This is a genomic window from Vitreoscilla massiliensis (assembly GCF_001457815.1).
Taxonomy (GTDB): Bacteria; Pseudomonadota; Gammaproteobacteria; order Burkholderiales; family Neisseriaceae; genus Vitreoscilla; species Vitreoscilla massiliensis.
Window position 1 is genome coordinate 286,804 of record NZ_LN898216.1, and the last position, 24,077, is coordinate 310,880.

The following is a 24,077-nucleotide window of genomic DNA, read 5'->3' on the forward strand; positions in this document are numbered from 1 at the left end:
GACATAGTCATACAAGCTTGCGTATACTGGCGCTTACTGACTAAATACTCACCCATACCAATAGAGGCAGAGCATGGCCAAGTTCCAGTCCAAACACATCAAAATGGCGGTGGGCGGTGTCTTAATTGCCACAGTGGCCATCGGCGGTTGGCGTTTTGCCCAAAATCGCATGGGCAGTTTGAGCCAAGTAGACGCCATCAGCATCGATATGGCCAAGCCTGATGTGGTGATACAGTCAGACCAATTCAACCAATTGCCAGCCAAACTGCTGACCATTCCTGTCGTTAAAGACGTACTCACCCAAGAGGTGGTGTTTTACTACCAAGAAGCACCGAGCAAACTGTCTTTACAGGGCGCATTACAACGCCTTGCCTTTGATCACCAACTGCGTTTTGAAGACAGACTCATAGACAAGATGCTGGCGCGCTCTGGCGATTTGTATGTGTGGAAAGGCCATACCAACAAACCCGATCATTGGCTGTTTGTCGGCAACAGCAATGCCATGAGCAGGTTTTCCGAAGTCTTGGCCAAAGTGGCTATGGACGACAGCCAATTGATCCAAGTGGGCACGCTTAAAGTCGATGGCGACAAAACCCCGTTGTACGCGCTGCATTACCAAGGCAAGACTGGTTTGTTTGCCGCCACAGCCGAACGCATCGCCTTTTTGTCTGATGCCGGCATGTTGATGGACGTCAAAGCCAGCCCGACCAAAGAGCTGCAATTGGAAGCCAAAATTGTGACCGATAAAAACGACAAAGAAACCGTCATCCCCTTGCCCATGCCCAAAGCCGCGCCCGTCAATGGCAAACTCATCTCTGAACGGGTGGCGATGTTGGAAAAACTGCTGAGCAAGCGGCCTGAAAGCCAACAAACCATCAATCAAGGCTTGGGCTTAAGCAAAAACGCGCAACACCCACATTCGGTGTATTTCTCAGCCGCCATGCTCACCTTGTCTTACCAAGATTTCATGGGCGGTTTTCAAGGCAGCCGTTTTGAATTTGATGGTCAGCAATGGCAACAAGCGCTGGCGATCAAGCGCAGCCTCTTGCCCGGCCAAGATTGGAATAGCAACGACTTGTTTTCCCACATGCCGCACAACGCCGCCTTCTGTGCCAACACCCCGACACAATGGGACAGCGTCAACCAACAAGCCAAAAAACTGCCCACCACCACCGATGCCGTTGGTTTGAACCAATTTAACAGCCCTGTGCTTGCTTGCTGGTATGCCGGCAGTCCTGCTGCCGCACCGTTGTTCCTCACCAAGCTGCCCAAAACTGAGCAACGTGCAGCGCAATTGGCGGCTTTGCAGCAAGTGTTCAGCGATGTCATCGGTGCCAAGGAATACACCCACAAACAGCGTTTTGCAGTCAGCCGCACCGAAACCCAAGGCGCAGTGGTGAGCGAACGCATCGTCAGCGCCCGTTATGGCAGCCACGACATGGACGACTTGCCCGCCCAAACTGCCAAAGAATTGTCGGCCGAGAGCTACTTCCCCGTGCGCTATGCCGTCAGCGGCGATTATGTGTGGTTTTCACCCAATGGCGATTTGGTTGAGCAAGCATTAGCCGTGAACTCGCAACAAGCCCCTGCTCTGTCCGAACAAATGAATTTACAAGGCAAACCGCTGCTGTGGCTCAATGGCCCAGAATTGGCGAAATGGCTGCAACAGCAAACCAGCGCCGTGATTGCCGACGACAGCGACATGCGCATCGTGTTGTCACAACGTTTAACGCCTAAATTGCGCCTCATCAGCAGCAGTGGCTCATGGCAAGCGCAAGCCGATGTAAGCGGCCTGAACCATGGCAACACCACCGCATGGATACCCGTGACATGGCAACACCAGCCTTAAGCCGCCGCGCTTGTTTGGGCCTGTTGGCGGCGCTGAGCATCAGTTCACCCGTACACGCTTTAAGCGGCTTGGGCGCAAGCCCCAACAGCGCGCGTTTGGATGCCGAGCAAAGCCGCCGTTTTCGCTTGTGGTTTGCCGCCATTGTGCGCCAACAAGTGGCGCAAGGCCCATCGGCACGCTGGCAACACCGCGACTGTGCCGGCTTGGTGCGCTTTGCCGTGTTTGAAACCTTGCGCAGCCACGATGCCGCGTGGCGCCGTGCCAGCGGTTTTCACAGCCAAAACCTGCCGCCAGAAATGCACTTGACCGCCGCTGAGCAAGCCTTGCGCAACCAATGGCAAGTCAGCGACGGTGGCAGCAGTGCTTATGTCAGCGCCATTGATTTAATTGGTCGCAACAGCGTGGCCTTGGGTAAGGCCAGGCAAGCAGCGCAAAGCGGTGATTTGCTGTTTTTTGACCAAGGCGACCACCAACATGTGATGGTGTGGTTGGGCGATTGGGTGATTTACCATACGGGTACGGTTACCCGCAACGACAATGGCTTGCGCGCCGTGCGCCCGCAAGCGCTTTTAGAGTGGAAGGATACGCGGTGGCGCATCAACCCAAGCAACCCCAATTTTCGCGGCTTTTACCGTTTGGCTTTGTTGTCGCGTTGAGTGTGCATGGTGTGAGCCATGCCCAGCCAACCGAGGCACAAAAGAAACTCTTCAACCGTTTGCCGCAAACCGCCGACATCAGCGAACGCAGTGCGGTAACGGAGCCGTTTTACGTGCTCACCGACCGCAGCTATGGCAGCAATGAGCCAACGTTGGTGCGGGTGGAAGTACCGAAAAGCTATGCGCAAGGCGACACGCCGTTGGAAGTGGACATGCGCGTCTACCGAATCGACAATCCGCTCGACTTTTTGGCCAAGCAGCCGGATTTGCACCGCATACAGCTACAAGGTCTGCCCAAAAGCGCGCCCTTGATGCCGATATTGGAATATGTGTGGGATGCCAATCTCAAGCGCAGCCGCATGTCATGGCAACGCATTTTCTCGGCCGAAACCCGACAAGCAGTGGTGAAAGAGCAGCCACAGCTGCGCATTCCGGCCAAGACTTTGCTCAGCGCCACACCAATGCAGCAAAGCATCCGCTTTGACGCCTTGAAAGACTATCCGCTGCAAGCGCAGTTTCGCTATCCTTTGTGGCAGGCCAAACCGATACAAGCACCGGCCGATGTGAAACTCGATGGCAGCTCTTCGCATTTTATTTCGCCGCGCTTGGGCAATGCCGAAGTGAATATTGGCACCTTACCGGCCGGCCTGTACGTGGTTGAGGCGATGGTGGAAGAACAACGCGCCACCACGCTGGTGTTTGTGTCTGACACTGTGGCGGTGACCAAATCGGGGCAAGAGCAGATGTTGGTGTGGACAGTGAATCGCAGCACGGGTCGCCCTGTCAGCAACACGCAACTGCGCTTGTCTGATGGCGTCGGCGTGCTTGGAAGCGGCAACAGCAACATCAATGGCATTGCCGAATTCAAACAAAACCTGCCTGAGAAAAACTATGTTTATGGTATGGATGGCCAAGGCGGTGTGTTCATCTCTGAGCAGTTTTATGAAGACAGCGCAGCGGTATTGCCAGAAGTGCTCACCGTTACCGACAAGCCTTTGTACCAAGCCGGTGAGACGGTGCGCTTTAAAGCCATCGTTAAAAATGCCAACGCGGGCAGCGGCGCGTGGTCTTACCAAGTCAAAGACCCGAATGGCGATGTGATGGCGCAAGGCAGTTTACAGGCCGCATTGGATGGGCAATTCAAGCTGCCAGCTCTCGCTATGGCCGGCGGTTATGAATTGGCCTTGAACCAAGGCGACGATGTGTACAGCGCCGAATTTCGGGTGGCGCAATACATCAAGCCACATTTCGACATGTTGCTCTCAGGCACCGATGCGCTCAAAACCAACCAGCCCATCGAAGCCAAACTGAGCCTGCGCTATCCCAATGGCGAACCGGTGAAAAACGCGCAAGTGCAAGTCGATGTAAAGGCGCAAAAACTGTCTATGGTCGACGGCCAACTCGATTACGCCGGCCTGTTCCCAATTCAATTGTCACAAAAAGAATTCAGCACCGACAGCAGCGGCGATGTCACCCTAAAACTGCCTGCTGCCACTGAGCCTAGTCGCTATGTGCTCACCATCCTTGCCAGCGACCAAGCCGCTTACCGCGTGCGCATGACACGCGAAGTCTTGGTGGAACGCGGTCCCAATCTTTACCATGTGCGTGCGGCCAAACAATTTGGCGCAGTCGGTGAAAACGTGCGCTTTGCCTACAGCTTGGCCAATGGCAATGGCGGCCAACAGCCAGTACGTTACCGTGTGGTGCGTTTGGAAGACCAAAGCGATTTCGGTGGCAAACTCGGCACGGGCACAATGTTTGACGTCAGCTTCAAACAAAGCGGCTCTTACAGCGTGGAATTGTTGGACAAACATGACAACCTCATCGGTGCCACCAATTATTGGGTGCAGGGCAAGGATTTACAGGCCGCTCCTTTGAGCGTGGAAATCGTGCCCGACAAAACCCAATACAACATCGGCGATGCTGCGCAAGTCTTGCTCACCTTCCCTGTACCGGTACAAGACGCTTTGCTCACCTTAGAGCGCGAAAACGTTGCCCAACACGGCTTGCTGTCGCAAGCTGGCGGTTGGGCACAGGTGAAAAAACTGTCGGACCAGCAATACCAATTGTCCATCCCCGTCACCGCCGACATGGCGCCGAACATGGCGCTGTCGGTGTTATACCAACACAACAACCAATATGCGTTTGAAAACGCTGGCTTGGTGGTGGCCAAACCACAATTGGGCATCAACATACAGGCCGACCAAACCACTTACAAACCCAAGCAGCAAGTCAGCCTCGACATCTCGACCTTATTTGATGGCGAGGGCGGCGTGCCGGCGGATTTGACCGTGAGCGTGGTCGATGAAATGGTGTATGTGTTGCAACCGGAAATCGCGCCGAGCATGGGCGAATTCTTCAACCACTTGCGCCGCAACCAAGTCACCACCGAATCCAGCCTCAACTTCATCACTTACGACCAATCGGTCAGCGCCAAAGGCGCACCGGAAGACAGCAGTATGGCGCCGCGCGAACGTGCCGTGAAGGTATTGGAGCGGCCGCGCCGCGACGACCAAGACACAGCATTGTGGCAACCGAGCATCAAAACCGATGCCAGTGGCCACAGCAAGCTGACCTTTACCCTGCCCGATGCCTTAACACGCTGGCGCATCACCGTGCGCGCGCAAGACAGTCAAGGCCGTGTGGGGCAAAAAGTCGCTCACATCACCTCCAGCCAACCGTATTATTTGAAATGGAGCTCGCCCAATGTGTGGCGCAGCGGCGACCAAATGAGCGCCGATGTGTTGGTGTTCAATCAAACCGCACAGAACAGCACCATGCAATGGCAAGCCTTAATCGACCAGCAAGTGGTCAAACAAGGCGAGTTGGAAGTGAAAGCCGGCGCCAATTATTTGCGCCTGCCAACCGCAGGCTTGAACGGCGTGGTAACACTGCAATTGCTACACAACGGCCAAGTGGTCGACAGCCTCAACCAACGCGTCAGCAGCGTCGCCGCCACTTGGGACATCCCGCAACAGCAAACCGTCAGCCTGCAAGAAGCACAAGCCGGCCTGAAACTGCCTGCCGATGCGCGCAACATCCGCGCCAGCGTGCTTGGCGATGGCGATTTGGCTTTTAACCGTGTGCTCGATGGTTTGGTTGATTACCCATATGGCTGTGTCGAGCAAACCGCCAGCCGTTTGATTCCGTTGAATCTGGCCGTCAAACGCCTGCCGACCACCACGCCACAGTGGATACAAAACAGCTTGCGCGAACGCTTGACCAACCAGCGCTTGCGTCTTATCAATATGGCCGGCGAAGGCGCGCAATTCTCATGGTGGGGCAACCAAGCCGACGGCGATTTGCTGATGAGCAGCTATGCTTATTACGCCGACTTCCTCAGTGGCCAAACCTTGGGCTACAGCCGCAATCCTGACGATGCCAATGTGTTGCTCGAGGTGTACAAAAAACAGGCCGACAACACACCCGTGACTGAGGTGATGTTGAGCCTGTGGCTGATGCGCGAAATGGGCTTGCCAGTGAACAACTTGGCCAGCGGTGCCAAACGCCGTTTGCTGCACGAATGGCAGCTTGCCAGCGAGGCCGAACACGCCAGCGCCGTGTTTGCCAATAACAAACAAAGCTTGGCCTTGGCCGTACTCATCAGCCAAATGCTCGAGAATAAAGCCGCACCAGCAGTGAATAAGCGGCCTGTAAACACCACCGTAGCACCAGCAAGCCCAATCAGCACGGTCAACACCGCTTCTGCGCCTGTTAACACCGACACAGCAGCAAGCGCCAGCGCGCCAATTAGCAAAGCCGATGCCACCACAGTTGCCGCTTCCGCCGTGGCAACACCTGCCGTGAGCAGCGCCCCCATCGTCAGCACCGGCTTAGACAAGGTCACGGCCGAAGCACTGGCTTTGGCACAGAACTCGCCGTCCATCGTGTTACAGGCCGCCTTAATCAAATTGGGGCACGGCCAAGCAGACCTAGCGGCGCTGTTATCCAAAGCCAGTTTGGAAACGCCGACCATAGACCGCGCCTTGGCCTTGCTGTGGTTGCAACAAGCGGTCAGCAGCCAAAGCGCCAGCTTTGCCGATTTGAAAACCAATAGCAGTGCATGGGCGGCCATAGCCCCAACCGGCAGTGGCCAATGGCAATGGGCTTGGCGCGGCGCTGGTGTGCCCACTGGTTTTGCCCTGACCCAAGCACCGAGCAATGCATGGCTGGTGTTGCGCTACGATTCCAGCGCCGCTCCGGCGCAAACCTTGCCGGTCACCGTCAGCCGCCAATTGTACAAATTGGAAACCACCAAGCTGGCCAAAGACAAGGCCGATGCTCCCGACAACCAATTCTTGGGCTTTAAAGCAGTGAAACTGGGCGCGGCCGAAGCGGTGTACAGCAACCAATTGTATGTGGATGAGGTCACCTTGCTGCCGCAAAACAACAGCGTGCCAGTGGCCTATGCCTTGGCCGAAGTGGCTTTGCCACCAGGTGCCAGCGTTGAAGGCTCGACTTGGGGCATGTTGATTGCTGGTTTGGGTGCGGCCGATTTGAAACCGTTTGCCAACCCCACTTATGAAGACGGCGTGTTGTCTTACCGCATGCCGGTGCAAAAATTAACGGGCAAAACCGTCTTGCGCCAATTGGTGCGCTTTGGGCAAAAAGGCCGCTTTGATTTACCAGCGCCACGCTTGTTCAATATGTACGACCCCAGCCGCGTCAGCTTGGCCCAGCAAAATACGGTGTTAGAGGTACATTGATGCGGCCTGTAACACCGATTGGATTGGCGCTGTTGGCACTAATCACCCTGATGGCTGCGTTGCCAGTGCATGCCGCCACCGTCTGGCCACAAGGCGAACAGGCTTTGTATGCCGAGGCCAACGGTGAGCGCATGCAAGCGTGGCAAGTCAACACGCGCACGGCGCGGTTGCAAACGCAAAACCTCAACGACTTGGCCACGCCGCTGGGCAGCACTTGGAAGCTGTTTGTGTATGCGTATGCCGTCGATAAGGCCTTGCCGGACACACCGTATCAGTGCACGGGTGGCAACAGCGAAGAAAAGTATTGTTGTGACAAAGGCGGCAGCATCGGTCGCGACCAAGCCTTATTGCAATCATGCGGCCTGTATTTTCAGCCGCAGCGCTTGGGCATCCGCGCGCAAGACTGGCGCTATTATTGGTATTTGCAACGCGCGCCCTTGTGGCTCACCGAACTGGGCAATTTAAAAGAAGACACGGTGTTGCCGGTGCGCGATGTGTTGTGGGGGCTGCAACAAGTGCCGAGCGCGCCCAAGTTACAGGCCGAACAAGTGTTGCTGAATGTGTGGCTGCGCACTGACAACCGCAACAGTTTGAATCCCATCGGCAGCCATTGGCGCGGCAAAACCCTGACCATGCCGCACCCGCTGGATAAGGCGCAGCGCATCGGAGGCATGGCTGGCTGGACTGGCGACGGCGCGGCATTTTGGTTGCTGGCACGCGGCAACAGCCACGAGGTGTTGGCGCGCAGCGGTGCATGGTTGCCCAAATTGAGTGCGTTAAAATCGAACCAGACAGAATTAAGCCCGGAAACAACGCCAAGCCAACCTGTACAGCCTTTACAGGCCGCTTGTGTGGAGGTGGATTATTTGGCGTTTATGACCAACCCCATCGTCAGCGTCAAACGTGCGGGCACACAGCAAAACATCTATGGCGGCGTGTTGCCACGCGGCGATTATGTGGTGGCCTTGCACAACGGTCGGCAGGTCAAGCTGCACAGCGTCGGCGACATCAGCGTGTTTGCGCAAGACGCGCATTACCGCCTGCGCGCGCGCATGGACATGAACGAGTATGTGGCGCGGGTATTGGAGCGCGAAGCGGCGGCCGTGCCCGAACAAGCGGCCAAGGCCTTGAGCGTGGCGATACGCACTTATGCTTTGAACGAAGCCAGCGGCAGCGGCGCTTGTTTGCTGATGCGCGACAGCACCCAGCAACAGCGCGTGCTCACCCAGCCGGCTTCAGCATCGGCCAAGCGCATCGCCATCAGCACCGATTTATTGGTGTTAAACGGCGCGCACGGGCGTTTTCAGGCCGACTCCAGCAGCAGCGGTGTGTTGGGTTGGCAACAGGCGGTGGCGTGGGCGCAGCAAGGTTTGGGCTTTAAAGATATTTTGGCACGCGCCTATCCACAAGCCAACCTTGGCGTACAAGGCAAAGACATGGGGGAGCGCTGTCGCCCGATGCTGCAAGCGCAAAAATGGTTGCAAACGCAAATGCCACGTTGGCACAAGACGTTGCAACGCGAGGCCGGTTACAAGCCGCTTGCCCAAGCGGCGAGCGTGTGCCAATTGTCGCGCGGCACACCGTATGCCGATGTGGCTGCCAATCGGGTTTACATCCGCCGCCTGCACAGCGAGGCAGAACAATTGACGCTCACGCACGAGTATTTGCATTTGCTGTTGCAACACCACCCCAATGGCCGCAATGAACGCTATATCGAAGCGCTGGCGCAGCGCTTATTGAAAGGACTATGACATGCAACGCTTGATTTTGGCCGCTGGCAGCTTACTGCTCATCGGCTCTGTTGCTGCCGAAAGCGGCATCCAGTTTTCCACTCCCAAAGGCGGTTGGCGCCATGCCCAAAGCCAAAGCCAATACACGCAATCGGTGCAATACCCCGCTTCGCGCGTCAACAGCGACAATTTCACCAAGCAAACGCAATTGATTGCTGGGCGGATTACAAACCACCGTAAAGACGACGCCACACCGGCACGTTTAATCGTCAACGGCATTGCCATGCCGCAAGCGATAAACGACGATGGCAGCTTCAGCCGCCCGTATGCGTTTGGCCGCGGCAGCAACAGCGTCGAATTGCGCAGCGCCACTGGCGACAAGAAACGGGTGCAGTTTTACGAAACCAACAAGGCCATGACCAGCCCAAAATTGCGCGTGGTTTTGTCTTGGGACAGCAATAACACAGATTTGGACTTGCATGTGGTGACACCCGATGGTGGACACAGCTATTATGGCAATCGGGTATTGAAGAACGGTGGTGCTCTTGATGTGGACGTGACCACCGGTTATGGCCCAGAAATATTTTCCGCGCCTTCGCCGCAAAACGGGACGTATTTGGTGTATTTGAACTATTATGGTGGCGACAGCGACCAAGTCATCACCACTGCCACCATCACCATCATCAGCAACGAAGGCCGTGCCAATGAAAAAAAACAAAGCTTCCGCGTGCCCATGCGTGCCGCTGGTGAGCTGACCTTGGTGAAATCTTTCCATTATCGCGGTTAAACGCGCTTAACCTATCAGGGAAACGACGATGAAACTGCTTTTGAACATCACACTCCTCAGCTTGAGCATGGCGGTCTTGGGTGCTTGCAGCACCAGCGCCACACCGAATGCCAGCGCCCAAGTCGCGCACAAAGACGCACGCACACTGGGCTATTTCTCAGAACGCGGCGCCTACAGCCGCGACAAAATCGCCAATGGTTTCGAGCGCAAACTGCTCAGCACCTCGCGCAAACAGCATTGGGTGTTGCAAGACTTTTACAGCATCAATGGCCAGCCGCAAACCGCGCCGTTTACCGTCATCGACGAACGCGCCCTGTATGACTGGGACACCATGCGCTTCATTGATGGGTCGGTGCATTTCTTCTATCCCGATGGCAAAAAACAATCGACCATCCAATTGAAGCAAGGCGTGGTCAATGGCAAGCGTGAGGTGTATTACCTCACCGGCGAGGTGTTCCAAGCGCAGCAGTTTAACGACAAGGGCGCAATTACCGAGGAAACCTTCTTCGAGCGCGATGGCAAACGCATCTTCACCTTGCATTACAACCCCAGCAATGCTGAACAATCGTCGTTGGTGTTTTACGATGCCAACGGCAAAGAACAATACCCAAATGCCAACAACCGTGAACAAGCGCGCGCTTTGGCCGAAAAAGTCCAAGCCATCATGATGGAATTGGAGCGCGAAGTTTACCAACAAGCTGGGCAAACGCCGCCTTTTGCCGATGACAATATGGCGAGCAACCAACACCAGCACCCCTGATTGGATGCGGCCTGTAAGCATTTACAGGCCGCATTTTTTTGTTTGTTTTCAAGAGGAACCACCATGTCATTCACACGCATCAGCGCCGCCGCCCTTATCTCCATCGCCATCTTAAGCGGCTGTGCCAGCACCACCGCAGCTACTGCCAAAACCGAAGCTGTGAGCAGCGTTAAAATCGCCCAAGCCGATGAGCGCGTGTTGGGCTATTTCAATGCCGATGGCGAATTTGGACAAGAAAAAACCAGCAATGGCTACATGCGCAAATACTTGGGCAAAACCGCCGACGGTAAATCGGTATTGCAAGACTTTTACGCCATCAATGGCAAGCCACAAACCAGCCCGTTTGTGTTGTTTGACGATGCTGGCTTAGAAGATTGGAACAGCTTGCAATACACCGATGGCGACATCGTGTTTTACAATGCCGACGGCAGCGTTTCCGCCCGCACTTCTTTGCAAGACGGCCAATACGTCGGCAAACACACCCAATACCACGGCAATGGCAAAGTCTTTGTCGAAGAGGTGTACAACCCAGACAGCGAAATCACCGCCACCTCGTATTACGATGAAGCCGGCAAACCCCTGTTCGCCTTCCACGTCGACAACAGCGACGATTACAAAGTCACGGTGCAAGTCTACGATGCCGCCGGCACCGCCTACCCTGCTACCGAAGACCATGCCGACAAAATTGACGCAGTGACTGAAACCATCGTCAGCTTGATGAACAAACGCGCCGCCACCGAAGCCAAGCTCGCCGGCCAAGCAGCGCCAGAAGCACAAGAATTACTGTTGCCGCGCCAACCTGAAGAATAAACCTCAGTATGGTCAACCGATGCGGCCTGTAAACCTGCTATCGCTTTACAGGCCGCATATTTGATTCACGACAGGAGTTGCGATGATTGTGTGCGTGTCTGCTTGGCTCAAAATATTGAGTATCTGCGGCGTGGTTGTGGCCTTGGCCGCCTGCCAAACCCCCGTCGCCACCAACCATACCAGCCTCAACACCCCGTCTTTGCCACACGCCGCCCAAGTGCAGCGTGCCCAAGCGCAAACCATAGGTTATTTCGATGCCAATGGCCGCTTTAGCCCCAACCAACAAGCCAACAGCGCGTATGTGCGCCAACAACTGGGCTGGGATGCGCACGGCCATCCTGTGTTACAAGACTTTTATGTGTGGCAACACCGGCCGCAAACCAGCGCTTACGCCATCATCAACACAGAAGCCTTACACACATGGAACATAGACGATGCCGGCGAAGGCGAATTTGTGTTTTACGACCCGCAAGGTCAGGTCTCTGGCCATGTGCGCTACCAAAATGGTGCACCGATAGGGGTGCAACGCCATTACCATGCCAATGGCACGCTGTTCAAACTCAGCCGCTACGACTATTTTGGCAATCCTTTGCAAACCACGTTTTACCGAGGCAATGGCGTGCCGCTGTACCAAATCACTTATGACTTGGCGGCTGGCGATGAACGAGCATTGGTGCTGTTTGACCCACAAGGCCAGCCTTATCCGCCAGCACAATTGAACGCCGCGCTGGTGCATGCTGCCGAAGCCGACATCGCCGCCACCATCAACTCCATGCAAGCGCGCACTGCCCAACTCGCCCACATCACACCGCCACCAGCCGTCGCCATCAAACTGCCGTTCAAACTGGCAGCAACAGTGGCAGGGCAATGCCAACAACACAGCGTGCAACAACTGATGGGCATGCAAAACCTCAGCGATGCGCAAATCCTGCACATCAGCGGCGCCACCCAAGTGCGCCGCGCCGCCGATAATGAGGCCGTCGAAGACGATGTGCGCACCGAACGCGTGACCGTGTTCATCAATCCCCAAACGCAGCGCATCAGCGGTGTATTTTGTGGTTAAGAACCAAACAAGCGGCCTGTAAGCTGCGATTGGGTTTACAGGCTGTTTGAAGCACATCAACCACGCGGTAAAGACAGAATGCACATAGAACATGCAGCACCCTATCCATGGAGCAAGCCCTATGAACACAGATGAATTCGCCAAACAGTATTTGTGGCAACTGGCCGATGCAGAGGCATTGCACTCGTTTTACCAACACATCGGTGGCACAGCGGCGCCAAGTGCGAAAAAAGATGACCCCGATTTTTATTTTGAGAGCAAGAAGTTTCTGCTGAATCTGCATTTTGTGGATGAGGATTATCTGCTCAAACGGGATGTCCCAAGCTATGGCCAGGCCGCGATGCGTTTGGTCAGTGCGGAAATTCCTATCGCAACTGCCACCAGCAAGCGTCAGCCCTTAATCGCATTACCCTTCGATGTTCACACCATTAGCAACCGGGCACAACTGCTCGCAGCCATGCCCAAAGCAGCCGATAAAACCTTTGAACTCAAAGGCAGCGTGCGCAATGATCAATGGTTCTTCCCCGATTACCGCTTGGTCTGCATCTACAAACCCGTAGACCTGAGTTTAAAAAGCATTCAAATCATTTCTCAGCATTATTGACCAAAGCGCTGCCTCATGCTTAAGCCCTGTTGAATCTGGCATGTACATCTATAATGCATACAATGCGGCCTGTAAACCATCAAACAAGGTTTACAGGCCGCATGTCGACGCTGAGATTACTTATTTCAATTCGGTTTCTGCGGGCCATAGGAAATAAGCACCATGCGGACCAGTGCGAAATTCACCGCCATTTTGCTTACCCGCTTCGGTAATAAAATGTTTGTCGCCTTTCAACTCCAACCAACCTTGCTGTACCAATTTGTCCAGCAATTCTGAGGTTTTCAGCTTCAATTGCGTCGCCAATTTGGAAGTGGTGAGTTTTTCATGTGGCGGTTTGCTGCTGGCTTTCACCTCATTGGTATTGCTGACACTGGCTTCGTCAATTTTTTCCATGCTGATGCGCACCTCATCGCTGACACGGATAATGCGCTGTGCTTCTTCATACGCATCTTTGTACACCTCACCGTCTTCTTCGCGGCTTAAAAAAATGCCCATTTCATTGTTGTTGATTTGACTGAATTCGTACAAATTCAAGCTGGTGATGATGCAAGAGTCTTCATTCAGATAACACTTGGCATGCAGGTTTTTGCAAAAACTGGTACGAATATAGTCTTGCGATTTCAGCCACTGAATTTCTTCCGGTTGCAATTCGCTTTTGCCGTAGACGATGCGGATGTCGATTTTTAAGCGGTTTTTGTCTTCCAGCAATTCTTTAACGCGGTCGTTGAGCTTCAAAAATGGGCTAATCAATATCACCCGCTCTTTGGCCTGCTTAATCAATTCTTCCAAAAAATAATTGGTGGCACTGGTGTTTAAAAACTTGGCCATCTCTCCCCCTGTAAATATGTCATGGAAATAAAATATGACTTATTCTAAATTAAAAACAGCGGCCTGTAAGCTTTATGTCTTGCTTACAGGCCGCTTGTTTATTGGCTGTGCTGCTGCATAAAATCCACCGATTGCTGCAATACCGTGTGGCTGGCGGCGAAATCCATATTGAAATGGAACACATGCGGCAGTTTTTCGGCGTGGGTTTTGGGATAGATTTGCGCCTGTACGGGCACGCCGTGGGCGCGTAAAGCAGCGATAAACGGCTCGGTTTGGCTGGCGGTAAGGCTGTCGTTGGCGCTGGCTGACACATACACGGTGGATAAGCACGGTTTAGCCACGGCGTTGCCGACATGTTTTTCAGTGTCTGCGCTTGTGGTGGGTTTTCGCCGCTGATGGCGCTGACCACATTGCCGACGCTCCAAGCGATGATTTTTGGGCTGTGTTCTCGTGCGGCGTACAAGGCATGCAGGTCGAACACGCCGCTGTGTAACAGCAAACCTCGCACGTGCTGGCTTTGCAACACGGGCCGCAAACCCAAGCGCTGTTGCAAATCGGCATTGCTGATGGCTGCGGCATAGGTGGACACCAAGTTGGCACCCGCCGAATCACCGCCAAAAAACACCTGGCGCATATCCAGCGGCCACTCGGAAGCGTGTTGCAACACATACGCCAGCGCTTAATTGAGCTCGTGCAATTGCTGCGGATGGTAGGCTTGCGGCGCCAGCGTGTAATCGACATTGACCACGGCGATGTCTTGATTGGCATACAAGGCCAAATACGGGCGCGCATCGTTTTTGCTGCCCGCTACCCATGCACCACCCTGCACCCATACCAGCACTGGCAGTTTGCGCCCCGCTTGCGCAGCGGCTTGCGGGTAGAGGATGTCGATGCGGGAGGGATACGCGCCGCCGACGTTTATGTCTGCATCCAGTTGTAGCGTTTGCTGGACATGGTTTTGGGCATACTCGTGTAAAGCGGCGGTGGTTTTGGCGGTTTGGTGCTCGAACAAACGTGCGATGGTGCGGGTGCCAGTGTGTGCGCACGCGCTCACTGCCAAGATGATGGCCAAACTGCATCCTAGGTGTGCGCGCAACATGGCTGACCCTCACAACAATACGATGCTGAAATCATAAAATAACAAGCGGCCTGTAAGCCCTATCTTGGCTTACAGGCCGCTTGTGTGTCTGATACAATGATTAATGTGACGCCAATTTCATCAACACCAAACCGCTGACAATCAACACAGCGGCGGCGATGCGCATGGCGCTGACTTGTTCGCCCAAAAACACAATGCCAACGATGAACGCACCAATCGCACCGATGCCCGTCCATACCGTGTATGCCGTGCCCAAAGGCAGGCTGCGCATGGCGGTGGCCAATAAGCCGAAACTGGCCAACATCGCCACCAAGGTAATCATGCTTGGCCACAAGCGGCTAAAGCCGTGCGACTCTTTCATAAAATACGCCCACACCACCTCGAGCACACCTGCCACCAATAAAAACATCCAGGCCATCTTGGCCCTCCTTTCGGTAAGAGCCAGGACGTCCTGGACATGATTCCCAATTGTGGGGGAGGCCGTTCCTCCTAAGTGGTTTGCATCATAGCAAATCCTAGCCTGCGGTCAAGACTTGCGCCCACTTGTTACCTACTGTTACACAAGGCTTTACAGGCCGCTTATTGGCTGATGGATTCCAAAGTCTTGCCTTTGGTTTCTTCACCCAAGATGAACACCACCGCCGCCACCGCAAACAACACTGCGGTGAACATCATAAAGACATTGCTAAAGCCATTGGGCATCACCATCATGCTGGTCACCACCATAGGCGCGACGATGCCGCCGATGCGCCCTACTGCCGAAGCCCAGCCCGAGCCAAAGGCGCGGATATTGGTTGGGTATTGCTCGGGAGTGTAAGTGTATAACACGCCCCACGCGCCCAAATTGAAGAAGGACAACAAACAGCCCCAGACGATGATTTCGGCTTCCGAACCGGCGCCACCAAAGAAGTACGCACACACCGCGCACGCAGCCATAAACAGCGCCAAAGTGGTTTTGCGACCGAGTTTTTCAATCAACCATGCCGCCGCCACATAGCCGGGCAATTGCGCCAAGATGAGCACCAAACTGTATTCAAACGATTTGACAATCGGATAGCCTTTTTCCACCAACAAGCTCGGCAACCACGTGAAAATGCCGTAATACGAAAACACGATGCCAAACCAAATCAGCCACAACATCAAGGTGCGGCGGGCAAAAGCCTTAGACCACAATTGCCCAAAACTGATGGTCGATTTTTCCGCCACCGGCGCCACTTCGATTGTGTCTATCACGTCCACGCCCGCATCGCGCTCCAATTTGGACACGATGGCATGCGCTTCTTGCAAACGGCCTTTGTTAATCAAATATGGAATGGATTCGGGCACCAATTTCCACAGCAAGAACACATACAAAGCGGGAATGCCGCCGACAAAGAAGGCTGCATGCCAATCGTGGTGCGGGATGACAAAATAGGCAATCAAGGCCGCGGCCAACCAGCCCAAGCCCCAAAAGCTTTCCAACAACACAATAAAACGCCCACGCACTTGCGCAGGCACATACTCACTGACCAAGGTCACCGCCACCGGCAATTGTCCCCCCAAGCCTATGCCGACAATAAAGCGAAACACCAACAGCCACGTCAAATTCGGTGCGATGCCACACAAAGCGGTAGCGACGCTGTAAATGACCAAAGTGCTGGCAAACACGGTTTTGCGGCCAATTTTATCGGCGATTGCCCCCGCCACCACCGCGCCTATGGCCATGCCAACAAAACCGATGCTGACGATTAAGCCTTTCTCTGCCGGCGCCAATTGCCAATCGGTGGCCAAGCGCGTCATGATAAACGCAATCAAACCCGTGTCCATGGCATCGAACATCCATCCCAAACCCACCACCACCAATAAGCGATAATGAAACTTGCCTATCGGTAAACGCTGTACGCGTGCAACCAAATCCATTGTGTGTTTCCCAGTGTGTAGTCAAAAAGACCAAGCTTAGTCATGGCTGACCTTGGCTTGGTTCACTTGCCGAAAATATATACTCATTTTGAGCATATATCAAATAAAAAATACAGCGGCACTGAGCCGCTGCGGTGGTAATGCTTTGTCCAGCCATCCGGTGTATTCAAATACCGCCAACACGCCCGTCAACATGGCTATTTGTTCAGCGGCATCTTGCCGCGCGCCAAGCTTTGTTCTTTTAACACATTCGGCTTAAAGCGGTATAACTGCGCCGGCCGGCCACGGTCTTGCATCACGCTGTCACCAGTGGGTTCAATCAAATCTTGGTGTTGAATCAGGCGGCGGAAATTGGGTTTGTGCAAGGTCAACCCGGCCAAGGTTTCGATGCTTTGTTGCAATTGCAATAAGGTAAATTCGGCCGGCATCAAATCAAAAATAAGCGGCCTGTATTTGATTTTGGCGCGCAAACGGCTGATGGCAGTGGCAAAAATGCGTCGGTGATCGCCCTGCATCGGAATACCGGTATACGGCAATAAGGCATCATCAGGCTCAGGCGACTCGTGCAACATACCCGTTTCATACATCAACTCATAGCGTTGCAAGGCCAGCTCTTCCGACCACGCCCATTCGCCTTGTCCCCAATACATGTCCACCCGTTGCTGGCGAAATTGTTGGGTTTCCGCATCATCGCTGGCTTCTATCCACGCTTTTAAGGCCGCTAAGATGACTTTATCGCGCCCGGCTTGGGCGGCGCGGCGATCTTCCCATGGGAAAAACGCATACCAATCCATCCATTTGGCCTGTAAATTCAGATTGGACGCTTCCACTTCTGTCACCAAGCCGACATAGCTGACCGACAACCACAACTGCTTGGCCGCCTGTCCGCGCTGGGTGTCGACAAAGGTGTACAGCTGCTCCAAATAGCCCAACGGTTGCGCCGTTTGCTCTTCCACCCACACGCGCACGCCTTTTTGCAAAGAGCGGTGTAAGGGTGACAAAACGCCGGCAGGCAAACTTTGGCCTTGGTGGGTGGTTAACACCCGCGCTTGACCGTTGGTGACGGCCACCAAAACCGCCACCAATTCGGTTGCGGCGGTTTGCTTGTCGTCGATTGTGTGTGGTGTCGTGGTGTTTGTCGTATTCATACTGGCTGTTGTTATTGTGAACATGCTAAGCATACCATGTTCAGCAGCCTGTGGTGGTTTCAGGCCGCTTTGATTTTAGGGGAAATGCCCAATTCAAATTCATGCCCGCCACCGACAACAAAATCAAACCCGCGGCGAGGATTTGCCACATGTTTAACACATGATTGAAGACCCACCAATCGAGCAACACCGCCACCAATGGGTAGACAAACGACAAGGCGGCAAACAAATACGTTGGCAAGCGACTGATGGCGGCATACACCAGCGACATCATCACCGCGGTATTGACCACGCCGAGCATGATCACACTCAACCATTGCACCGAAGTCTGGGGCACGTTGCTCAAAGCCCCGAACGGCAACATGATGGCCATGCCCACCAACACCTGCATCAAGGTCACACTGGTGGCCGGCGTTTTGGGCATGCGTTTGGCGATGAGTGTGCCGGCAGCGTAAAACGTCGCCGCCGCCAAAGACAAGGCAATGCCGAGCACATAATGGTCGCCGCTCAAGCTCACACCACCGCGCGCCAATACCAACATCACCATGCCAATCAAACCCAAGCCCAACCACAGCCAGCGGTTCAGCCCCATCCGTTCTTGGAAAAATGCCATGCCACCGACCACCACCAATAAGGGCTGCGTTTGGTAGACGATGGTGGCCACGCCTATCGACACATAATGAAAACTTTGGAAGAAACACACCCAGTTCAATACCAGCGTCGTGCCAGCGGCCACAGACCACAACAGTTGCGCACGCGTGAGCCAACCCTTATGAATGCGGCCTGTAAACAGCATAAAGCCCAATAAGGCGACAAAGCCAAACAGGCAGCGCCAAAACACCACGCTGAAACTGGGCAGTGCCGCCCATGTTGCCCACAAACCCACCCCACCCGATAAAGTCATGGCGGTGGTCATTTGTGCCACGCCGACTTGTTGTTGATTCATCATGCTCTCCTTTAACTATGTGCACAGTATCATGCATAGGCGCGCCGGCGACTATGGAGCGACTAAGGAATTTCTGCTATCTTGCTTGGGAAAATAAGGAATTTACAGGACGCTGCTTTGTTAGATAAGTTAGACCAAAAAATCATCTCCCTTTTGCACCAAAACGCCCGCATTGCCTACAAAGAAGTGGCCGCACAAGTGGGTTTGTCTGCGCCGGCGGTGACTGAGCGCATCGCCCGTTTGCAAGAACGCGGCATCATCCGAGGCTACCATGCCGAATTGGATTTTTTGGCCTGCGGCTACCCGTTGGAAGCGGTGTGGTTGGTGCGCACCCACCACCAGCAATTGTTCGCCGCCATAGACTTGGTCAAAAGCCTGCCGGAAGTGGTGAGCTGCGACACTGTGACCGGTGAAAACTGTCTGTTGGTGCGCTTGTTCGCCACCAGTGTGGCCCATCTCGACCAGCTCACCTATCAAGTGTTGGCTTATGGCGAGGTCAATACCATGATCGTCAAACAACACGTGGTCAGCCCGCGCTTGCCACCATTGCAACAGCCATAAAAAAACAGCATGGGAAACATGCTGTTTTGGGTTTACAGGCCGCTTAAGCCGCTTGTGCTTGCAACATCTGCGCGCGTTGGCGCTCTGAGCGTTTCCAAGCCATCAAGCCTTGCACTGCCAACACCACGAAGATGGCGTATTGCAATGAGGTAATGCCATAGCCTTTGTACAACATCAGCGGCACCATCACCACATCGCCAACAATCCACATCGTCCATGAATCAATTTTGCGCTGTGCTTGGAACCACATGCCGATGAAGAACACCGCCGCAATGCTGGCATCCAAATAGTCTACCCAACCAAAATGGTGCACGCCGATTTGTGTCCAACCGGCAGCGCTGAAACCGTCTTGTATCCAAGGGCGGAAATAATATACCGTCAATACAAAAGCAAAGCTGGCAATCCACACCACCGCCGCCCACAGCCAATCGCGCTTGTCCGCCCATGTCACTTGCACGTGCACATGGTCGGTATCGGCTTGCTGGTACCACAATACCCAACCGTATATAGACATGGCAGTGTAATAGAAATTGATAATGGTTTCGCCATACATGCCCCAGCGGAAAAACAAATAAGTGTAAAGCACGGTTGAAACGATGCCAGTCGGAAAAATACCAATGTGGCGGCGCTGCGCCAACAATACCGAAATCACCCCGAATACCGCGGCCAAGCTTTCGACGATGATTTGCGCGCGCGTGTAGCTTTCGTATGGCGCCAATAAATACTGCACGATGTCTGTCATGTTTGCTGTTTCCATGCGGGTTGTGTCTGAAAAAATAGGCGCACGCAGCAAAGGTGCGGTGCGCCGTGCACTATATACCGATATGCAGCCGTGCACCAAGCAGGTTTAAAGCCAGCTTGGTGGATTTACAGGCCGCGCTTCAGCAAAATCTCAGCGTTTGCGCAATTTGGTCGTATGCCCTGCCCGCGGCGTGCGCAACCCAACCACATTCAACACCGCGCCCACAATGAACAACAGCCACAACAGCGGCACCAAGATAATCAGCTGTATCCCGCTGTAACAGCCCGTGCAATCCTTGGCCAAATATGTCATTAACTCCACACTGCCCACCGCCAACAGCACACTCAAGCCATGCAGTGCCATGCCGAAGTAAAACGGCTTGCGCTGAGGAATGGCGGTTTTTTTCAAGGCCAATACCAGCCACACCACCAAAGCCAACAGCGATGGACAAAACAGCAACACCACTTGCAGGGTCAAAACCATGTCGCTCCATCCCATTTCGCACCTCCTTTGTGTTGTTCCACTTTCAGACCTCAATACCTGCTTGAGATTCACCATGCAAACTAACACAGCACGCACACAAAAGCGGCCTGTAAATGCTTTACAGGCCGCTTATTCATGCTTTAAGTAGCAAGATTACTGTTGCTGCAAACGCGCATGCAATTCTTGTACGCTGTACACATCGGTATCGTTCAAAGACTTCACGCCTTCACTCATGGCTTCGCCACCGGCGATGGTGGTGTACAGCGGAATGCGGTTGTTCAATGAAGTTCGGCGGATGGAATGGCTGTCTTTAATCGACTGCACATCGCTGGACACCGTGTTGATTACCACTGCCACGTCGCCATTTTTAATCATGTCGACGATGTGTGGACGGCCTTCCAACACTTTGTTCACCACTTGCACGATGATGCCTTTTTCTTTCAAGTAAGCAGCCGTGCCGCGGGTGGCACACAAACCATAGCCCAACTCTTGGAAGTTGCGCGCGGTTTTTTCCACATACGGTTTGTCTTGCTCACGCACCGACAAGAACACTTTACCGACGCTAGGAATGCGTTCACCCGCACCCAATTGCGCTTTCAAATAGGCTTCTGAGAAGTCCACACCCACACCCATCACTTCACCAGTAGAGCGCATTTCTGGGCCCAAAATGGTGTCGACACCTGGGAATTTGATGAATGGGAACACCGCTTCTTTGACGCTGTAATACGGTGGAATCACTTCTTGGGTGAACTGTTGTTCGTTCAAGCTGATGCCGGCCATCGCACGCGCGGCGATTTTCGCCAATTGCACGCCAGTGGCTTTGCTGACAAACGGTACGGTACGTGAAGCACGTGGGTTCACTTCCAACACATACACCACATCATCTTGTACGGCGAATTGCACGTTCATCAAACCCACTACTTGTAAGGCTTGCGCCATTTCTTTGGTTTGGCGACGGATTTCGTCTTGGATGTGTTGTGGCAATGAATAAGGTGGAATTGAGCAACCTGAGTCACCTGAGTGCACACCGGCTTGTTCAATGTGTTGCATGATGCCACCGATGACCACTTGTTCACCATCGGCGATACAATCCACGTCCACTTCAATCGCGTGGTTCAAGAAGAAGTCGAGCAATACTGGGCTGTCGTTAGACACGCTTACTGCTTCGCGCATGTATTGACCCAATTCGTCGGCATTGTTCACCACTTGCATGGCGCGACCGCCCAACACATACGAAGGACGTACCACCAATGGGTAGCCGATTTCGGCAGCCAAGGTAATCGCTTCTTCATTGGTACGCGCAGTGCGGTTTTCTGGTTGGCGCAAGCCCAAATCTTTCAAGATTTGTTGGAAGCGTTCGCGGTCTTCGGCTGCGTCAATGCTGTCAGCAGAGGTACCGATGATGTTCACGCCGTTTTCCACCAAGGCATTGGCCAATTTCAATGGCGTTTGACCACCGTAATGCACAATCAAGCCGTAAGGTTGTTCAACCTTCACGATTTCCAACACGTCTTCCAAAGTCAAAGGCTCGAAATACAAGCGGTCTGACGTATCGAAGTCGGTAGACACGGTTTCAGGGTTACAGTTGACCATGATGGTTTCAAAGCCGCTTTCACGCAAAGCCAAAGCCGCGTGCACACAGCAATAGTCAAACTCAATGCCTTGACCAATGCGGTTAGGGCCACCGCCCAAAATCATGATTTTTTTGCGGTCGCTTGGATTGGCTTCGCACTCTTCTTCGTAAGTTGAGTACATGTAAGCGGTATCGGTAGCGAATTCGGCCGCGCAAGTGTCCACGCGTTTGTACACGGGGTGCAAATTCAAACCATGGCGGTGAGCGCGCACTTCGTCTTCAGACACATTCAACAAAGCCGCCATGCGTTTGTCGGCAAAGCCTTTGCGTTTCAAGCGACGCAATACGGTGTAATCCAAGTCTTGCAATGAGCCTGCAGCAATCTTGCTTTCTTCTTCAATCAAGTCACGCAATTGCGCCAAGAACCAAGGGTCGATTTTGCTGATTTCGAAGATTTCTTCCAAAGTCATGCCAATGCGGAAGGCATCTGCCACATACAAAATGCGTTCTGGGCCAGGAGAACCCACTTCACGGATGATTTCAGATTTGTCGCGGGTGCGGCTGTCGAAACCTGCCAAGCCAGTTTCCAAACCACGCAAGGCTTTGTGCACAGACTCTTGGAAAGTACGGCCGATGGCCATCACTTCACCCACTGATTTCATTTGTGTGGTCAAACGGTCGTCGGCTGCAGGGAATTTTTCAAACGCAAAACGGGGCACTTTGGTCACGACATAGTCGATAGAAGGCTCAAACGATGCTGGTGTGCGGCCACCGGTGATGTCGTTGTGCAATTCGTTCAAGGTGTAACCCACGGCCAATTTCGCGGCGACTTTGGCAATCGGGAAACCTGTGGCTTTCGATGCCAAGGCGGATGAACGTGACACACGTGGGTTCATCTCGATGACGATCATTTCACCGGTTTCTGGGTTGGTGGCGAACTGTACGTTAGAGCCACCAGTGTCCACACCGATTTCACGCAACACCGCCAAAGAGGCATTGCGCATGATTTGGTATTCTTTGTCGGTCAAGGTTTGTGCCGGTGCCACGGTGATGGAGTCGCCAGTGTGCACGCCACAAGGATCGAAGTTTTCAATCGAGCAAATGATGATGCAGTTGTCCGCTTTGTCGCGCACCACTTCCATCTCATACTCTTTCCAGCCCAAAATCGATTGTTCAATCAACAATTCGTGTGTTGGAGAAGCGTCGAAACCACGCTCACAAATCGCCAAGAATTCTTCTTTATTGTAAGCAATACCGCCGCCCGAACCGCCCATGGTGAATGAAGGACGAATCAAGGTTGGGAAGCCTACTTTTACTTGCGCTGCCAACGATTCTTCCATGGTGTGGCAGATGTACGATTGTGGGCAATGCAAACCGATTTTTTCCATCGCCAATTTAAAGCGACCACGGTCTTCGGCTTTGTCGATGGCGTCTTCAGACGCACCAATCAATTCCACATTGTATTTTTTCAACACGCCATTGCGCGCCAAATCCAAAGCACAGTTCAATGCGGTTTGGCCACCCATGGTTGGCAAGATGGCATCAGGGCGCTCTTTGGCGATGATTTGCTCAACAGTTTGCCAACGGATGGGCTCAATGTAAGTCACATCGGCCATGTCAGGGTCGGTCATGATGGTGGCTGGGTTGGAGTTCACCAACACCACTTTATAACCTTCTTCACGCAAGGCTTTACATGCTTGTGCGCCAGAATAGTCAAACTCACACGCTTGACCGATGACGATAGGACCTGCGCCTATGATCAAGATGGTTTTTAAGTCGGTACGTTTAGGCATAGTAATCTCTTATCTTTCAGGCCGCATACAAGCGGCCTGT

At 53.6% G+C, this 24,077-nt stretch carries 18 protein-coding genes and 1 pseudogene; 10 read left to right on the forward strand and 9 right to left on the reverse strand.

What is annotated here, in order from left to right; all coding sequences use genetic code 11:
- The first annotated feature begins 73 nt into the window (after positions 1-73).
- The 9 genes from BN3003_RS02045 to BN3003_RS02085 all read left to right on the forward strand — a co-directional run bounded on the left by BN3003_RS02045 (position 74) and on the right by BN3003_RS02085 (position 12,965).
- Entirely contained in the window at positions 74-1,849 is a 1,776-nt protein-coding gene (locus BN3003_RS02045) for a DUF2138 family protein (protein WP_058305071.1), read from the forward strand.
- Positions 1,831-2,505 carry a DUF1175 family protein gene (locus tag BN3003_RS02050; RefSeq protein WP_199822534.1) on the forward strand — a complete coding sequence of 225 codons (675 nt, stop codon included), beginning with the start codon at positions 1,831-1,833 and terminating at the stop codon, positions 2,503-2,505. Before BN3003_RS02045 ends, BN3003_RS02050 begins: the two co-directional genes overlap by 19 nt.
- A gap of 11 nt (positions 2,506-2,516) precedes the next feature.
- Positions 2,517-7,211: an alpha-2-macroglobulin family protein gene (locus BN3003_RS02055; protein ID WP_147645305.1), complete on the forward strand. Its 4,695-nt coding sequence runs from the start codon at positions 2,517-2,519 to the stop codon at positions 7,209-7,211.
- Positions 7,211-8,962: a DUF2300 domain-containing protein gene (locus BN3003_RS02060; RefSeq protein WP_058305074.1), complete on the forward strand. Its 1,752-nt coding sequence runs from the start codon at positions 7,211-7,213 to the stop codon at positions 8,960-8,962. The genes BN3003_RS02055 and BN3003_RS02060 overlap by 1 nt, the downstream gene beginning before the upstream one ends.
- A 1-nt stretch (position 8,963) precedes the next feature.
- Positions 8,964-9,728: a YfaP family protein gene (locus BN3003_RS02065; protein WP_058305075.1), complete on the forward strand. Its 765-nt coding sequence runs from the start codon at positions 8,964-8,966 to the stop codon at positions 9,726-9,728.
- A gap of 28 nt (positions 9,729-9,756) precedes the next feature.
- Positions 9,757-10,488 (forward strand): toxin-antitoxin system YwqK family antitoxin, encoded by a 732-nt coding sequence (locus BN3003_RS02070; protein WP_058305076.1) that lies wholly within the window; start codon positions 9,757-9,759, stop codon positions 10,486-10,488.
- A 63-nt stretch (positions 10,489-10,551) separates the two neighbouring features.
- On the forward strand, positions 10,552-11,298 hold the full coding sequence (locus BN3003_RS02075) for a toxin-antitoxin system YwqK family antitoxin (RefSeq protein WP_058305077.1): 747 nt from the start codon (positions 10,552-10,554) through the stop codon (positions 11,296-11,298).
- A gap of 82 nt (positions 11,299-11,380) precedes the next feature.
- Positions 11,381-12,361 (forward strand): toxin-antitoxin system YwqK family antitoxin, encoded by a 981-nt coding sequence (locus BN3003_RS02080; protein WP_058305078.1) that lies wholly within the window; start codon positions 11,381-11,383, stop codon positions 12,359-12,361.
- Positions 12,362-12,482: 121 nt separating this feature from the next.
- Positions 12,483-12,965 (forward strand): hypothetical protein, encoded by a 483-nt coding sequence (locus BN3003_RS02085; RefSeq protein WP_058305079.1) that lies wholly within the window; start codon positions 12,483-12,485, stop codon positions 12,963-12,965.
- A 120-nt stretch (positions 12,966-13,085) separates the two neighbouring features.
- Here BN3003_RS02085 and BN3003_RS02090 read toward each other — a convergent pair whose 3' ends face one another.
- The 6 genes and pseudogenes from BN3003_RS02090 to BN3003_RS02120 all read right to left on the reverse strand — a co-directional run bounded on the left by BN3003_RS02090 (position 13,086) and on the right by BN3003_RS02120 (position 18,888).
- Positions 13,086-13,793 (reverse strand): phospholipase D family protein, encoded by a 708-nt coding sequence (locus BN3003_RS02090; RefSeq protein ID WP_058305080.1) that lies wholly within the window; start codon positions 13,791-13,793, stop codon positions 13,086-13,088.
- 49 nt (positions 13,794-13,842) lie between these two features.
- Positions 13,843-14,892 (reverse strand): annotated as a pseudogene (locus BN3003_RS19040) (alpha/beta hydrolase).
- 100 nt (positions 14,893-14,992) lie between these two features.
- Positions 14,993-15,310 carry a quaternary ammonium compound efflux SMR transporter SugE gene (gene sugE / locus BN3003_RS02105; protein WP_058305083.1) on the reverse strand — a complete coding sequence of 106 codons (318 nt, stop codon included), beginning with the start codon at positions 15,308-15,310 and terminating at the stop codon, positions 14,993-14,995.
- Between the two features lie 161 nt (positions 15,311-15,471).
- A complete protein-coding gene (gene niaP, locus BN3003_RS02110) occupies positions 15,472-16,791 on the reverse strand; it encodes a niacin transporter NiaP (protein ID WP_058305084.1) in 1,320 nt (439 codons plus the stop codon).
- 197 nt (positions 16,792-16,988) lie between these two features.
- Complete coding sequence (locus BN3003_RS02115) at positions 16,989-17,939, reverse strand: NUDIX hydrolase (protein WP_058305085.1); 951 nt, start codon at positions 17,937-17,939, stop codon at positions 16,989-16,991.
- Between the two features lie 40 nt (positions 17,940-17,979).
- A complete protein-coding gene (locus BN3003_RS02120; protein WP_082625490.1) occupies positions 17,980-18,888 on the reverse strand; it encodes a DMT family transporter in 909 nt (302 codons plus the stop codon).
- Positions 18,889-19,002: 114 nt separating this feature from the next.
- On the opposite strand from BN3003_RS02120, the gene BN3003_RS02125 reads away from it, so the two are divergent.
- Complete coding sequence (locus BN3003_RS02125; protein WP_058305087.1) at positions 19,003-19,446, forward strand: Lrp/AsnC family transcriptional regulator; 444 nt, start codon at positions 19,003-19,005, stop codon at positions 19,444-19,446.
- 43 nt (positions 19,447-19,489) lie between these two features.
- On the opposite strand, the gene pnuC is transcribed toward BN3003_RS02125, so the two are convergent.
- The 3 genes from pnuC to carB all read right to left on the reverse strand — a co-directional run bounded on the left by pnuC (position 19,490) and on the right by carB (position 24,037).
- Positions 19,490-20,188, reverse strand: coding sequence for a nicotinamide riboside transporter PnuC (gene pnuC, locus BN3003_RS02130; protein ID WP_058305088.1), 699 nt, complete (start codon positions 20,186-20,188; stop codon positions 19,490-19,492).
- A gap of 150 nt (positions 20,189-20,338) precedes the next feature.
- On the reverse strand, positions 20,339-20,686 hold the full coding sequence (locus BN3003_RS02135) for a hypothetical protein (protein ID WP_058305089.1): 348 nt from the start codon (positions 20,684-20,686) through the stop codon (positions 20,339-20,341).
- A 138-nt stretch (positions 20,687-20,824) separates the two neighbouring features.
- On the reverse strand, positions 20,825-24,037 hold the full coding sequence (gene carB / locus BN3003_RS02140; RefSeq protein ID WP_058305090.1) for a carbamoyl-phosphate synthase large subunit: 3,213 nt from the start codon (positions 24,035-24,037) through the stop codon (positions 20,825-20,827).
- Positions 24,038-24,077: the final 40 nt, after the last annotated feature.